Origin of the sequence: Bartonella bovis 91-4 (assembly GCF_000384965.1) — a bacterium.
GTDB classification, from domain to species: domain Bacteria; phylum Pseudomonadota; class Alphaproteobacteria; order Rhizobiales; family Rhizobiaceae; genus Bartonella; species Bartonella bovis.
In genome coordinates this window covers 114,209-129,786 of the sequence record NZ_CM001844.1, presented here as the reverse complement: position 1 = coordinate 129,786, position 15,578 = coordinate 114,209, and the positions used below count along the sequence as shown (strand labels likewise).

Below are 15,578 nucleotides of genomic sequence, written 5' to 3'. Positions count from 1 at the left end.
AAATTTTGCCTAAATTTTGCGATGATTTATACACTTACTAATGCATATTATCATTCGATAATAACCATCAAAAATGAAATTTGAATCCAAAAAATTCCAATGAAAATTTTATATTCATTTAAATATATATCTTTACAAAAGAACTCTTTTATAAAATCCTAGATTTAAAAAATAATTTTATTTTTTAAACTAAATTTATTTATAAAGTACAAACTCCGATACAGGATAATATCTAAGTTATATTCTTATTCGCCGTTTTTCTGACATTGGTTGAAATGCTATCTTGGCATGAAAAGCGCAATAAGGATTTCCTTCACCAGAATCAGCACCACAAAAATGAAAATCTGACGACAAAGGATCTCCGACCGGCCATCTACATGTATTTTCACTCAGTTGCAAAAGATTAAGATGACGTGAAATAGGAACAACCACTTTTGATTGCTCTATAACATCAACTGCTGTCACATCCTCGGTTATAAAATCCATTTTCAAAGCTGTTGCCCCAACACTGCAAGAAATAGGACTTTCTGGAACTACAGAGGATGCAACACGGCGCATTCGTGGCATTGATGAACCAACACCTGCTGGTGTTTTTTGTACACGCGATGTCACGGATGTTGTTTTACCACGCCCTGGTAATTTTAGCCGGTGTACTTTACCGATTACTGCATTTCTGCTGACCCCACCCAGCTGAGCAGCAATCTGACTTGCACTTAGACCCTCACTCCAAAACTTCTTAAGAAGTTCAACGCGTTCACATGTCCAACCCATACAAGAACTCCTTTCTGATTATATCATTGAAATGCACCCTATCGCATTTTCAAATGTATTAACTTTATTTTAAACAAATTTTTATATTTTAAAATAAAGTGCAAAAAGATTTCATTTATCTGTAGATTTACAAATGTAAATACAATCTTGTTTGTCTATTTAGACTATAATATGCACTGACTCTATGACAAGAGTCTTTACCTTTTGAAATGTCTTTTTAAAAAGTTTTCCCCAACTTGCGAATCAATCATAGAGAAAATCCTTTCTTTTGCTCTGACCTTTTCATGTAAACGTATCTTTTAAAAACCTTAATTGACTTTTTATTAATTGGAGCGATAGTTTATCAATGATTTTGAAGTACCGATTACATTGCATTGATAAGTGTAGCATTTTTTATTTATCAGATCGCGGTGCTTAACAAATAAAGGAAATAATGATGGGAAGCACCTCTACACAATCACTGTATAATAGTTATGCTCGACGTAATTTGTGTTTTAAACAAGGCAATGGTGTATGGCTTATTTCCGACAAAGGAGAGCGTTATCTTGATTTTACATCTGGCGTTGCTGTTAATATTTTAGGGTATGCTCACCCAAAATTAATTGATGCCCTTAAAATACAGGCTGAAAAACTTTGGCACATCTCCAATCTTTTTCAATCACCTGAACAAGAGACCCTTGCTACGCGTCTTTGTGCAAATAGCTTTGCTGATAAAGTTTTTTTCTGTAACTCTGGTGCAGAAGCATTAGAGTGTGCATTTAAAACTGCCCGACATTATCACTATGCACATGGTCAACCAGAGCGTTTTGAAATTATCACTTTTAAAGATGCATTTCATGGCCGCACACTTGCAACACTTGCTGCTAGCGGACAAGAAAAATATCTTGAAGGTTTTGGCCCTAAAGTGAGTGGTTTTATTCAAGTTCCTTTTGGGGATGAAAAAGCTTTACGTAATGCTATCAATAAAAATACTGCAGCCATCCTTATTGAACCCATTCAAGGAGAAGGGGGGCTACGAGTAGTACCTCTCGAAACTCTAAGGCTTTTACGCAAACTATGTGATGAAAACAACTTATTATTGATTTTAGATGAAGTTCAAACTGGTATCGGACGAACAGGTAAACTTTTCGCCTATGAATGGAGTGATATTACACCTGATATTCTTACTTTAGCAAAAGGACTGGGTGGTGGCTTTCCATTAGGTGCTTGCCTTGCAACAAATGAAGCTGCAAAAAGTATGACACCGGGAACACATGGCTCAACTTTTGGAGGTAATCTTCTTGGTATGGCTGTTGGCAATAGTGTTCTTGACATTGTGTCAGAGCCTGATTTTCTTAATCATGTTCAACACGTAGCTCATCAGTTAAAACAAGGACTTTTAACTATTCTTGAAACTTATCCTGATGTTATTTGCGCAATTCAAGGAAAAGGTCTTATGATAGGTATTCAGTGTATCATCCCCCAAAATGATGTTATCAGCGCATTGGAAAATGAACATATTTTAAGTGTTAGTGCCAGCAACAATTTTGTACGCTTCTTACCCCCTCTCATCATAACTGACGAAGAAATACATGAAGGCTTGCGTCGTATTGAGAAAGCAATTGCTCACCTCTCACAAATTCATAACAAAAAATAAATGTAATCTCATGACAAATGCTTTTCGCCATTTCACTGACTTATCCATTTTAACCCCGAAAACAGCACACGCTATCATCGATTATGCCGCAATCCTTAAAAAAATTTTTAAAGCAGGGCAAAATTCAAAAACCTTTGTTGATAAAACATTGGCAATGATTTTTGAAAAACCCATTCACATGCACTCACATTTCATTTGATAACAGCATGCGATAGCTTGGTGAAGAAACAATTATGTTAACTAATTTTAGAGATGCAGCTTAGTCACAGTGAAACCATTACTGATACAGTATGGGTATTATCGCGTTTTTTAGGCATCATGACACTAAAAACTACAGCATATTACCGAATACTTGAACTAGCACAACATGCTCAAATTCCTATCATTAACGCCCTCGCAGATGACACACATCCTTGCCAAATTCTAGCAGATATTCTTACTTATGAAGAACATCGTGGACCAATTTCTGGTAAAATATTTGCTTGGATGGGAGATGGTAATAATGTTCTCCATTCCTTAATCAAAACGACAGCTCTTTTTAACTTTCATCTATGCACTGCAACACCAAAAGGTAGCAAACCACAAATGAAATATGTTGAGTGATCACGTGAACGAGGTGTTCATATTACGCTTATTAACGATCCCCAAAAAGCGATTCTTTCCTGGTGTTTACATGATCTGTTTTTCTCTGCACAATAACCTTCAAATAAATTATAAAAAGTTTAAGATATGAACATAGAAAATGAAAAAGCCAACAATAAAACTTATTCTAATAATGTCTACTTGAATGGAAATGATATTGTTCTTCCTTTTCAAATTGAAGAACTTGACGTGCGTGGACGTATTGTACAACTTGGAGAAGCTGTCAATTCTATTCTCACAAGCCATCAATATCCTGAACCTGTTTCTTATCTTTTGGCAGAAGCTTTAGTCTTAACCGTTCTGCTTGGAACTTCACTTAAAATTAAGGGCAAATTTATCTTACAAACCCATTCTAATGGACCAGTAAATATGCTGGTATGTGACTTTACTACTCCCTATCAACTGCGTGGTTATGCTCGTTTTGATGAAAAAAACTTAAAACAAGCGATAATCAATGGACAAACATCTTCAAAAATGCTGCTTGGCAAAGGAACTTTAGCTTTCACCATTGACCAAGGCTCCCATATGAAACGCTATCAAGGAATTGTTGCATTAGATGGGTCAAATCTACAAGAAGTTGCCTGTACTTATTTTGATCAATCAGAACAAATCTCTACGGATATCCGTCTGGCAGTTACCATGTTAATCAATCATGATCAGCAAGGAAAATTAACAAAAACCTGGCGAGCAGGGGGTATTTTAACCCAACTTTTGCCCCAGGCATCACCTCATCATAAAACGCATATAGTACATAAACAAGTACAAGAAACAAAAACCCATGCCCAACTTAAAGATCAATGGCAAGAAGTTAAAGTACTTACTGCAACTCTTGAAAATGAAGAACTTACAGATCCTCAAGTTGGTCCTAAACGATTACTGTTCCGTCTTTTTCATGAACAAGGCGTTATAGTTTTTAAAGCCTCTCCTATTGTGGCCCAATGTTCTTGTTCGCGCAAAAAAATTAAAATGATATTAGATAAATTCTCTGCCAAAGAACGTGCTCAAACAGTCGAAAACAAACAAATTTCAGTGACATGTGAATTTTGTTCAACAGCTTATTATTTTAAACCACAAGAATTTTCTGAAATAGAACATGAATAATTTCCACTTATGATAAAGAAGAGCTGTTTCTTCTTAATTCATTCAACAATAAACATTGATTTCTACAATTTTCCAAACCACAGCATTATAATTATTTTCCCTTATATAAACTGCGTAACCGAACATAAAGTGCACCATTTCCACCATGCTGACGAGAAGCTTTCTCAAATGCGTGAATATAGTATTGAAAAATTGGTGTTGATAACCAATAAGGAACATACTGACATAGAATGCCATTACTCCCGTGTGATTGGCCTTTTCCTGTAATAACCAAAACATAGCGCAATCCACGCTGCTGAGATGATTGTAGAAATTTTTTTAAGAAAAAATAAGCTTCATCCTGTATAAAACCATGAAGATCAATACACGCTTCAATAGGATAATGACCCTTTGCAATTTTACGATGTGTTGTACGATCGAAAAAATATATTTTTTCTGTTTGTTCTACCGTCCCTCTACTTTTTTTAACCATTGCTAATTGTTTTGGATTTTGTTGAGAGAATGGAAGAGCATGACTTACTTGTAGTTTTTTATGTTCAATATTTTCAACATCTTTTCTCATAAAAGAAGAGCTTCTATCATGAAGGGGTATTATAGTACGACAGACTTTCTCCCACAAAAAGCTATCTTCTAACATCAATAGCTTATGCTTCTCTTCTTCTTGACCTCTAACCATTTTGATCCCGCAATTTTCCTTGAATTTGACTAAAAAGACTCAATAAACGAACAACCTTTTAATTTCCATCTTCCGTTGCAAAAAGTTTCCAATTTGGATCCTGTGATAGACTGCTGCGAACAAAAGTCCAGACATCTTTAATTTCTACAATAGCTTCAGGATCACCATCTATACATTCGTCTTGCTTATTATAAGTCACAGAAATAATTTCACTGACAATACGCACAGTTAAAAACTCTTCACTTTTTTGCATTTCTGCTGCAACAAATTCAACTTTATTAATCCCGACAAAAGTGAACTCGACTTTCTCCTCCCTCTTTTTGCGCTGCTCAATCGCCGCACAAAAACTCTCAAAAACATCCTGAGAAAGCAAATTCTTAAGCTGATCACGATCGCCTTGCGCAAAAGCTGTCATAATCATCTCATAAGCAATTTGAACACCGTTGATAAAAAATTGAGGAGAAAAATTAGAATCGGCCTGACAGATAGCCCGCAAACCATCATTCAACGCACTCCCTTCTGGTGCAATTGCATTAATTTCGCTAAAATCTTTCTTTTGTGTGTTAGTCTTATGAGGAAATGAAATACTATGATCGACTGTCTCTGTTTCAATCTGCTTTTTAGAACAACCAGAATAAGGATCAAAGGGAGGTCTTTCAAAACCAGTCCGCTTTCCTAATACATTACGCAGTTGCATAAAAACAACAACCATAATAACAAGAGCTATTACAAGTACAACGTCAAATTCCATGGGTGCTGTCAATCTCCAAACCTAAAGTGATCTGCAATAAACATTGCAGTTAATATTATTTATCAATAAGTATATAGATTAAATAAATCTACCATTCAAATAGTGTTTATGGTCTCTAATTTAAGTTTAAAAGAAACTATATATAAATTTTCCTATAAAAATTTTGAGAAGGGAAGTTTCGTGTGACAAAATTTTATCATATAAAGCCTCGCTTTTTTGTGGTTATTGTCCTCAGTGTTCTTTTTGTTGAAATTGCCGGTTTTATTTTTGTCGGAAATGAAATCGGAATTTTAGCAACTTTGAGTTTAACCCTTTTAACAATGATAATGGGAAGTATTTTATTACGTATTCAGGGTATTAGCCTTTTCAAAAATATACAACGAAAACTTATCCAAGGAAATATGTCAGAAGATTATATAGCTGATAATGTTCTCATTATTATTGGTGCGATTTTACTTATTTTTCCTGGTTTTATAAGCGATATTTTAGGAATATCACTTCTTATAAAACCTATACGCACCTTTACCCGTTTTCTCTTTTTATCATTACACAATAAAATTAACGCCAAAACCTGTGCCAATACTCAAAATGCACCCGAAAAAATAATTGAACTTAACGCAGAAGATTATCAGAGCTATAATATCAAGGAATCTCCTTGGCACAAAAATGATGATCATTAAAATATAGAAAAGTTATAACAAAAACAAAAAATAACAAAAACAAAAAGAACGTTTCTTGTAACCTTGCACAAAGCATGATAACCATCTCATTTTGCAACCTGAAAAACATATGTATCTATATGAAAGGTGTTTAATATGGCCGAAGGTGAAATAAATAATAAGAATGAAGGGCCAGTTTTTGCTGTATTGACCCAATACTTAAAAGATTTTTCATTCGAAAATCCAAATGCCCCTCAGTCATTGCGTCCGCGAGAAAAAGCACCACAAATTGATATTAACATAAATGTCGATGCTAATCCAGTTGGCAATGATAATTATGATGTAACCTTATCACTTTCAGTCAAAGCTGCTGATGATACTGAAATATTATTTCATGTAGAATTGATTTATGGTGGTATTTTCCATATTAAAAATATTCCACAAGAACACGTTATGCCATTGGTTTTTATTGAATGTCCTCGTCTTCTTTTTCCTTTTGCCCGGCAAATCATATCCGATGCTACTCACAATGGTGGTTTTCCACCCTTGCGCATCGATCCTATTGATTTTGCAGCTTTGTTTCAAAAGCGTATTGCTGAAGAACAAAAGAATAACTCAACACAATCATCTTAAAAATCGTTTTAAAACAAATATAATCTATTTTTATTTTTTCAGTCTCAAGAAGATACTGAAATTTTAAACAATTTTTGCTGCATAATAAGCTGCTAGTGTCGCGATATTGACGATATTTGTATCGTGTCCACTAAACGGCACAATTTGGACAGATTTTTTTAGCCCAATTAAAATGGGACCAATAATGGTTGCTTGACCAAGCTCTTGTAACATTTTACTTGCAATTGAAGATGAATGATATCCAGGCATGACCAAAATATTAGCAGGCTCTGTTAATTTCATAAAAGGATATTGCTGCATTAATTTCGAATTGAGTGCTACATCAGCACTCATTTCTCCATCAAATTCAAAATCAACCTTACGCTCATACAAAAGATCGATAGCATTCTGGATGTGCTGAGTAACCTGCCCTTTCATATAACCAAAAGTAGAGAATGCTAAAAATGCTACCCGTGGCTGATATCCCAACCCACGCACAAAAGAGGCCGTTTGTTCAGCTATGTCAGCAAGTTCTTCGGCACTAGGATGTTCATATATAGCTGTATCAGCAATAAACACAGTTCGCTCACGACAAATAGCCATTGAGATACCAAGCAATCGTTCTTTTGGTTTCTCATCAATTACCCGGCGTATATCCATTAAGGCTGTTTCATAATTTCGGGTTACCCCTGTAATCATTACATCAGCATGACCCAATGCTACCATACAAGCAGCAAAATAATTGCGATCATTATTGATACGGCGATGGCAGTCTCTCAATAACCAACCTTGGCGTTGCATTTTTTTATAAAGATAATCAGCATAAGCATGCGTATATTGAGATAGCTTAGCATTAATAATAGAAATACCCTCACGTTCAAGATCAATTCCAGCAACATCAGCAGTATTTTTAATCTGCTTTTCACGGCCAATCAAAATTGCCTTACCCAATTTTTGATGAACATAGGAGGCAGCTGCACGCATTACCTGTTCCTCTTCGCCTTCTGCAAAAACAATTTGCTTTGGCGCCTGACGAACATGATTATAAACACCACGCATCGTAGATGCGATGGGATCACGTCTAGCATTCAAATCACGCTCATAAGCCTCTAAATCATCGATATGCTTTCTTGCAACACCACTCTCCATTGCTGCTTTTGCTACCGCAATTGAAACAACCGTGAGCAAACGTGGATCAAATGGAACGGGAATAATATAGTTTGGGCCAAATTTTAGCCGATTTCCATGATAAGCTTCTGCAACGCTATCTGGTACATCCTCATGCGCTAAATCTGCAATAGCTCTCGCTGCAGCAATTTTCATGCTTTCATTGATGACTGTCGCGCGCACATCAAGTGCACCACGAAATATATATGGAAAACAAAGAACATTATTAATTTGATTAGGATAATCCGATCGACCTGTTGCTATAATAGCGTCATCACGTACTTGCATAACTTCTTCAGGTGCAATTTCTGGATCGGGATTGGCCATAGCAAAAATAATTGGTCGAGGAGCCATTGATTTGACCATTTCACGGGTTAGTGCGCCTTTAACTGAAACTCCGAAAAATATATCAGCTCCTTTCATCGCTTCAGCAAGAGTACGTTTATCCGTTTGGATAGCATGAGCAGATTTCCACTGATTCATCCCCTCCTCACGACCTTTATAGACAACGCCTTTAGTGTCACATAATAGAATATTTTCAGGTGGAAAACCCATTGCTTTGATGAGTTCAACACAAGCAATCCCTGCAGAACCAGCACCATTACAAACCAACCGCGTATTCTTCATATCACGCCCAGTTAAATGCAAAGCATTGAGAACGCCAGCAGCTACAATAACTGCTGTTCCATGTTGATCATCATGAAAAACAGGAATATTCATTATCTCGCGCAAACGGCTTTCGATAATAAAGCAATCAGGCGCCTTAATATCTTCAAGATTAATGCCACCAAAAGATGGCTCCAAATGACGCACTAAATTGATAAAACTTTCTGTATCGTTTGTGTCAATTTCTAAATCAATCGCATCGATATCTGAAAAACGCTTAAAGAGTACCGCTTTTCCTTCCATCACCGGTTTAGATGCTAGTGCCCCCAAGTTTCCTAAACCTAAGATAGCCGTCCCATTTGATATAACAGCAACAAGATTGCCCTTTGCTGTATAATCATAAGCCAATACTGGATTGCGAGCGATTTCTTTAACCGGAACTGCCACACCCGGCGAATAAGCTAGTGCTAAATCACGCTGAGTTGCCATAGACTTTGTTGCGACAATTTCAAGCTTTCCTGGCCGACCACAGCTATGAAAATCAAGAGCTTCTTGCTCACTTGCACTATAAGCTTTTTTATACGTTTTTTGATCTTTTCCACTTTTTTTCATCTTACTTATTTGTCTCCAAAAACGGTATATATTCCGCTTACCAACGAGTGCAATTACTTGATTTTAAAGTTTGATTCATATGCTAAAAATCGCTATGCTTTCTTTAAATAGATAATTTACTATACGTTTCAATTTAGAGATAATGAAGATATGCATTGAAGTAAATAAAAAAGGGCGTAAAAACCTATATCAAAGGAAATGGGCACGTCAAAATGACAGAAAAGGCTGAATATAAAAATAATTTAATTCCACAGTCTGCAACTGCACATCAAGAACGCCTTACACCCATGATGGAGCAATATATAGAAATCAAGGCAGTTAATAGTGATTCTCTCCTTTTTTATCGTATGGGTGATTTTTATGAATTATTTTTCAATGATGCAATTGAAGCTTCCCAAGCTTTAGGGATCACTCTCACAACACGTGGCAAACATTTAGGTGAAGACATTCCCATGTGTGGTGTTCCTGTTCATTCTGCAGATGACTACTTGCAAAAGCTTATTGCTTGTGGCTACCGTGTTGCAGTATGTGAACAAACAGAAGATCCTGCAGAAGCAAAAAAGCGCGGCTCAAAATCCGTTGTTCAGCGTAATGTTGTGCGCCTTGTTACCCCCGGAACCATCACAGAAGAAAAGCTTCTTGACCCAACGCGCGCAAATTATTTGATGACACTTGCCCGCACCAAAACCAATGATAAAAAAGATTTTGCTCTTGCTTGGATTGATATTTCCACGGGCATATTTCGTGTTACACAAAGTCACCATGAAAATCTCTTAACAGATATTATGTGCGTAGATCCTCAAGAAGTGATTGTAGCCGACTCATTTTTCCATGATCTATCAGAGAAATCGCTGTTTAATGCTCTTGGCCGTATCGTCTCACCTCAACCACTTAGTCTTTTTGATACAATAACCGCTGAACATGATATTTGCAGTTATTTTAAACTATCAACTCTCGAAGGCATTGCAGACTATTCACCTGCAGAACTCTCAGCAATCGCCGCGGCTATTCGTTATATTGAAAAAACACAAATCACTCACCGCCCCCCTCTTATGCGACCTGAGCGCCAAAATGAAAGTGCCACCCTTTTCATTGATGCAGCTACTAGACTTAACCTTGAGCTTATTCGTACCACATCTGGGCAACGTGATGGAAGTTTACTAAAAACTATCGACCGTACTGTTACAGGAGGTGGCTCACGTCTTCTTGCTGACCGTTTAATTTCTCCGCTTACTACTCCCTTAACCATTAATAAACGTCTTGATTCAATTGACTTTTTTTTGAGCAATACTTCCCTTGTAAAAGCTATCCGTCTCATTTTAAAAGGGGGGACAGATATGCCGCGCGCAGTTTCACGTTTAGCTCTTGGTCGAGGAGGTCCGCGTGACATAGCCACAATTCAACGTGGTTTTGAAATTATTAGTGAACTTAATCAACTTCTAAGCAATGAATTGCCTCCTCAAGAAATAAGTGACGTACGAGAGATATTCTCACATTTACCCATTGCTTTGCATGTTCAATTAGAAAAAGCATTAGCCGATGATCTGCCTCTTCTTAAACGTGATGGCGGTTTTATTCGTCCCAATTATCATCAAGAATTAGATGAAACCCGCAGTTTACGTGATGAATCCCGTCGTGTTATTGCTGAACTTCAAGCACAATACGCTCAAGAAACAGATATTAAAACACTCAAAATTAAGCATAACAACATTCTAGGATACTTCATTGAAGTTACAAGCTTACAAGCTTCAGCTCTCACAAATAACCCACAATCAAAAGAACGTTTTATCCACCGGCAAACAATGGCAAGTGCTATGCGTTTTACCACAACAGAGCTTGTTGAGCTCGAAAGCCGTATTGCGCACGCAGCAAACCACGCTATGACGCTTGAATTAGAAATTTTTGATACACTCGTTAATGAAATTACCGCACACGTTGATTTCATTCGTGAAGCTTCTGAAGCGCTTGCTGTTTTAGATGTATCTGTTGCTCTAGCTACTTTAGCTGAAGAACAAGGGTATTGTCGTCCCAAAATTGACGATTCGCTTACCTTTCAGATCACTGGAGGACGCCACCCCGTTGTAGAGCAAGCATTACGAAAACAAGCAGCAGAATCGTTTGTTGCTAATGATTGCGATCTTTCGGCACAAGAAGATCACCAATATGCAGCAATTTGGCTATTAACAGGTCCCAACATGGGAGGAAAATCAACTTTTTTACGGCAAAATGCCCTCATTGCTATTATGGCACAAATGGGCTCTTTTGTTCCAGCTGCTTCAGCCCATATTGGTGTTGTTGACCGCTTATTTAGTCGTGTTGGTGCTTCTGATGATCTTGCACGGGGGCGTTCAACATTTATGATGGAAATGGTCGAAACAGCAACCATTCTCAATCACGCTAGTAACCGTTCTCTTGTTATTCTTGATGAAATCGGGCGGGGCACATCAACCTTTGATGGCCTTTCAATTGCTTGGGCAGCCGTTGAATATCTTCATGAGGTAAACCGCTGCCGTGCTATTCTTGCCACACATTTTCATGAAATGACAGCACTGACTAAAAAACTCAACCGCCTTCATAATGTAACAATGAAAGTCAAAAATTGGAGTGGTGATGTAATCTTTCTTCATGAAGTCGCTAAAGGAGCTGCTGACCGATCCTATGGAGTACAGGTTGCAAAACTTGCCGGACTGCCCATAGCAGTTATCACTCGCGCTACAGATGTTCTACACCAATTAGAAAAAGGCGAAATGGCTGGAAAAGGAAACAAATTAATTGATGATTTGCCGCTATTTTCTCCTCAAACAACGTCCCCCACAACCGAAGAAACAAATAAATATTATGCAATTAAAGAGGCTTTAAATAACATCCATCCCGATGAACTATCACCTAAGGCTGCACTAGAAGAGCTTTATCGCCTTAAAAAACTGAATACACAATAAATTCTTTCATAAACTGCAGAAAGATTTCTTATTATTTACTTAGTCATATTTAAAAAAAAGCTTCATTTAGTTTTAAATTCTTTTATTTTTCTTTATTTTTAAGTATCCATAATCTTTTATTTGAAGCATAAACAATCTAACAAGTAAACTTCACTTTTCTGATTTTTCCTTATCAATTACATCTAAGTGATTTAATCATCGGCATTATGATACAGAAGTTCCTTTAGTAAACTCTCTCACCTTGTCAAGATAAATCCAAAGTATATCACTTTATTATTCTTCATTTATATTTACAACTCATTGTATTATTATTACTTTTTGTTATGATCAGTATAATTTATAGACAAGTGTAAATTGATTTCATCTCTTAACTCCAGGATCTTTTTTGGGTATTTTAATAGAGCTTATTTATAGTGTTGTTTGGGGTAACTTTTTGTTCTCCCTACGAAGTAGAAACAAAGCTGCAGCAATCAAAAATCGCATTATTACATTTTTGATCCCTCTAAGCTTTAATCAAAATAGCCAATAATACCCCCCTATACAAACAGAGTGATCAATCAGAAAAATTATGAAAAACATTAAAATTCTAGTCAATTTCACTTATCTGCAGTAAATTAAATTTTTTACTTAAATCAAATATTACGAACCGCACCTTTAGCAGCAGAAGTAGCCATAGCTGCATAAGCTTTTAGAGCCTTTGAAACCTTACGCTTACGTTCTTCAACCGGTTGCCAAGCAGTGTTTCCTTTTTCTTCCATCTTGACACGACGGCGTATAATCTCAGCGTCACCTACCATCAAATGAATGATACGGTTAGGAATATCAATCTCTATGATATCGCCGTCTTCCACTAAAGCAATTGCACCTCCTTCAGCAGCTTCTGGTGAAACGTGACCGATAGAAAGCCCTGAAGACCCCCCTGAAAAGCGGCCATCTGTTACAAGCGCGCAAACCTTCCCTAATCCTTTAGACTTAAGATAGCTAGTTGGGTAGAGCATTTCTTGCATTCCAGGCCCACCACGTGGACCTTCATAACGGATCAAAACAACGTCACCTGGTTTAATTTTATCGGCCAAGATTGCTGAAACGGCTGAATCTTGACTTTCAAAAATTCGCGCAGGACCTTTAAATGTTAAAATCGACTGATCAACACCTGCTGTCTTCACAATACAACCGTCTTTTGCAAGATTCCCATAAAGAACCGCCAGCCCTCCATCTTGTGAATAAGCGTGCGCAATATCACGGATGACACCTTTTTCACGATCAAGATCAAGAGTATCATAACGAGATGCTTGACCAAAAGCTACCTGCGTTGATACACCTCCTGGTGCTGCACGATAGAATTCATAAATGCTTTTTTCATTGGTTTGTTTCACATTCCACCGACAAAGAGCCTCTTTCATTGTTTTTGTATGAACCGTGTAAGTCGATGTATCGATAAGCCCGGCTGCATCTAATTCACCCAAAAGCCCCATAATACCACCAGCACGATGAACATCTTCCATATGAATATTAGCAACAGCAGGCGCAACTTTACACAAAACAGGAACACGACGTGAAAGACGATCAATATCAGCCATGGTAAAATCCACCTGGCCTTCCTGTGCTGCCGCTAAAAGATGCAGGACAGTGTTCGTTGATCCACCCATGGAAATATCTACAATCATTGCATTTTCAAAAGCCTTGCGTGAAGCGATAGAACGCGGCAAAACTGTTTCATCGTTTTGTTCATAATAACGTTTTGTCAATGTGACGATACGTCGGCCTGCCTCTTCAAAAAGCTGCTGACGATCTGCATGCGTAGCCAACATTGATCCATTTCCAGGAAGAGAAAGCCCTAATGCTTCAGTAAGACAATTCATAGAATTGGCAGTAAACATACCTGAACAAGAACCACATGTAGGACAAGCGGCACGTTCCATTTCAGAAACTTCCTCTTCTGAATTATGATCATCAGCCGCAACGATCATTGAATCAACTAAATCAACAGTAATATCTTGATCTTTCCATTTAATCTTGCCCGCTTCCATAGGGCCACCTGAAACAAAAATTGTTGGGATATTCAACCGTAAGGAAGCCATCAACATGCCAGGTGTAATTTTGTCACAATTGGAAATGCAAACAAGAGCATCGGCACAATGGGCATTGACCATATATTCAACAGAATCAGCAATAATTTCACGTGAAGGTAAAGAATAAAGCATTCCATCATGCCCCATAGCAATCCCATCATCGATAGCAATAGTATTAAATTCCTTCGCAACACCCCCAGCGGCAACTATTTCTTGTGCAACAAGTTGCCCAAGATCTTTTAAATGTACATGCCCTGGTACAAATTGTGTAAAAGAATTTGCAATTGCAATAATGGGTTTACCAAAATCCCCATCTTTCATCCCTGTTGCACGCCAAAGACCACGAGCCCCTGCCATATTGCGTCCATGAGTTGATGTTCTTGAACGATAAAAAGGCATTATTTCTTTCCTTGAATAATTTAAAATTTCTTCTCTGTTGTGCTGCAACCTAACCATAAAGGCAAGAATTTTAGCGCTAAAAGCGAAAAATATTGTTCTACCGAAGAATTTGAAACTCTAAAAGACTAAGACTCTTTACAAAATTCAATTTGATAACCATTATTGTCCATAATAAATAAGATTATCTTGTGTATTATTTTCTAATTTTAATAAAATATAACAATAGCTTACAGAAACCCAAAAAAGCACAATTAGATAATAACCAATGTCAATTGAATTCATGATGAATAGACTTTTGGATCGTGATGTAATACATTAATTTTTTAATTATTTTTCTGGAGATAAAATTTAAACCCCATTGCTATTTTGGTATTGGGCTGTATATTATAATTATAAAGTTGGCACACTATTCCAGTTTATGGATCTAATTTACGTTACTCTTGAATCCCTTATTACAGACCATCACCTAATCAATGGTTCTTATAATGTCTTCTAATAGTAATAGAGCTTTTGTTTAGCAAACAATTTATTATATTTTCGTTTTCATTAAACTTATATTTCTATGATCGTTAAAAATTCAAAAAGGCATAGAATAAATGAGTGCGCAGAAACATATTACGAACTTATTGAATAACTTTTAAAAAAAGATTTAGCATGAAAATCGCAACATTTCTTAACCGATATATAAATCTTCTTTTCAAATATTTGCTTTATATTGAGAAAAATACCATAATCTTTTTGGTGGAGCTAAGCGGGATCGAACCGCTGACCTCTTGCATGCCATGCAAGCGCTCTCCCAGCTGAGCTATAGCCCCATAAAAGATATCCTCTCTTCCCAACAAGAAGATTAACAGTCTAAAAAGATTCCTAAAACGAGAAAAATCGAAGATCAAGAGGAATTTGTCTTCTACAAAACGAATACAAAAACCTTCTTG

The 15,578-nt window shown here is 36.9% G+C and carries 10 protein-coding genes, 1 tRNA gene and 1 pseudogene; 6 read left to right on the top strand and 6 right to left on the bottom strand.

The window, feature by feature from the left end:
- Positions 1-237: 237 nt before the first annotated feature.
- Positions 238-771, bottom strand: coding sequence for a GcrA family cell cycle regulator (locus BBBE_RS00480; protein ID WP_010700667.1), 534 nt, complete (start codon positions 769-771; stop codon positions 238-240).
- Between the two features lie 436 nt (positions 772-1,207).
- Here BBBE_RS00480 and BBBE_RS00475 point away from each other — a divergent pair, with 436 nt between their 5' ends.
- From BBBE_RS00475 to BBBE_RS00465, 3 genes and pseudogenes are all read left to right on the top strand, one after another.
- A complete protein-coding gene (locus tag BBBE_RS00475) occupies positions 1,208-2,407 on the top strand; it encodes an aspartate aminotransferase family protein (protein WP_010700666.1) in 1,200 nt (399 codons plus the stop codon).
- A 10-nt stretch (positions 2,408-2,417) separates the two neighbouring features.
- Positions 2,418-3,007, top strand: a pseudogene (locus BBBE_RS07685) (Rossmann-fold NAD(P)-binding domain-containing protein); the annotation flags it as partial.
- A gap of 129 nt (positions 3,008-3,136) precedes the next feature.
- Positions 3,137-4,150 carry an Hsp33 family molecular chaperone gene (locus BBBE_RS00465; protein WP_010700665.1) on the top strand — a complete coding sequence of 338 codons (1,014 nt, stop codon included), beginning with the start codon at positions 3,137-3,139 and terminating at the stop codon, positions 4,148-4,150.
- 91 nt (positions 4,151-4,241) lie between these two features.
- On the opposite strand, the gene BBBE_RS00460 is transcribed toward BBBE_RS00465, so the two are convergent.
- Together BBBE_RS00460 and BBBE_RS00455 are read right to left on the bottom strand one after the other, a co-directional pair.
- Positions 4,242-4,826, bottom strand: coding sequence for a Smr/MutS family protein (locus BBBE_RS00460; RefSeq protein WP_010700664.1), 585 nt, complete (start codon positions 4,824-4,826; stop codon positions 4,242-4,244).
- Between the two features lie 58 nt (positions 4,827-4,884).
- Positions 4,885-5,577: a Tim44/TimA family putative adaptor protein gene (locus BBBE_RS00455; RefSeq protein WP_010700663.1), complete on the bottom strand. Its 693-nt coding sequence runs from the start codon at positions 5,575-5,577 to the stop codon at positions 4,885-4,887.
- A 182-nt stretch (positions 5,578-5,759) separates the two neighbouring features.
- Between BBBE_RS00455 and BBBE_RS00450 the strand changes: the two genes are divergently transcribed.
- Together BBBE_RS00450 and secB are read left to right on the top strand one after the other, a co-directional pair.
- Complete coding sequence (locus BBBE_RS00450; RefSeq protein WP_010700662.1) at positions 5,760-6,257, top strand: FxsA family protein; 498 nt, start codon at positions 5,760-5,762, stop codon at positions 6,255-6,257.
- 135 nt (positions 6,258-6,392) lie between these two features.
- Positions 6,393-6,869 (top strand): protein-export chaperone SecB, encoded by a 477-nt coding sequence (gene secB, locus BBBE_RS00445; protein ID WP_010700661.1) that lies wholly within the window; start codon positions 6,393-6,395, stop codon positions 6,867-6,869.
- A gap of 63 nt (positions 6,870-6,932) precedes the next feature.
- Here secB and BBBE_RS00440 read toward each other — a convergent pair whose 3' ends face one another.
- Entirely contained in the window at positions 6,933-9,233 is a 2,301-nt protein-coding gene (locus BBBE_RS00440) for an NADP-dependent malic enzyme (RefSeq protein WP_010700660.1), read from the bottom strand.
- 212 nt (positions 9,234-9,445) lie between these two features.
- Here BBBE_RS00440 and mutS point away from each other — a divergent pair, with 212 nt between their 5' ends.
- Positions 9,446-12,172, top strand: a complete 2,727-nt coding sequence (gene mutS, locus BBBE_RS00435; protein ID WP_010700659.1) for a DNA mismatch repair protein MutS — start codon at positions 9,446-9,448, stop codon at positions 12,170-12,172.
- 632 nt (positions 12,173-12,804) lie between these two features.
- Here mutS and ilvD read toward each other — a convergent pair.
- Positions 12,805-14,643 carry a dihydroxy-acid dehydratase gene (gene ilvD / locus BBBE_RS00430; protein WP_010700658.1) on the bottom strand — a complete coding sequence of 613 codons (1,839 nt, stop codon included), beginning with the start codon at positions 14,641-14,643 and terminating at the stop codon, positions 12,805-12,807.
- A 739-nt stretch (positions 14,644-15,382) separates the two neighbouring features.
- Positions 15,383-15,458, bottom strand: a tRNA-Ala gene (locus BBBE_RS00425).
- Positions 15,459-15,578 lie beyond the last annotated feature (120 nt).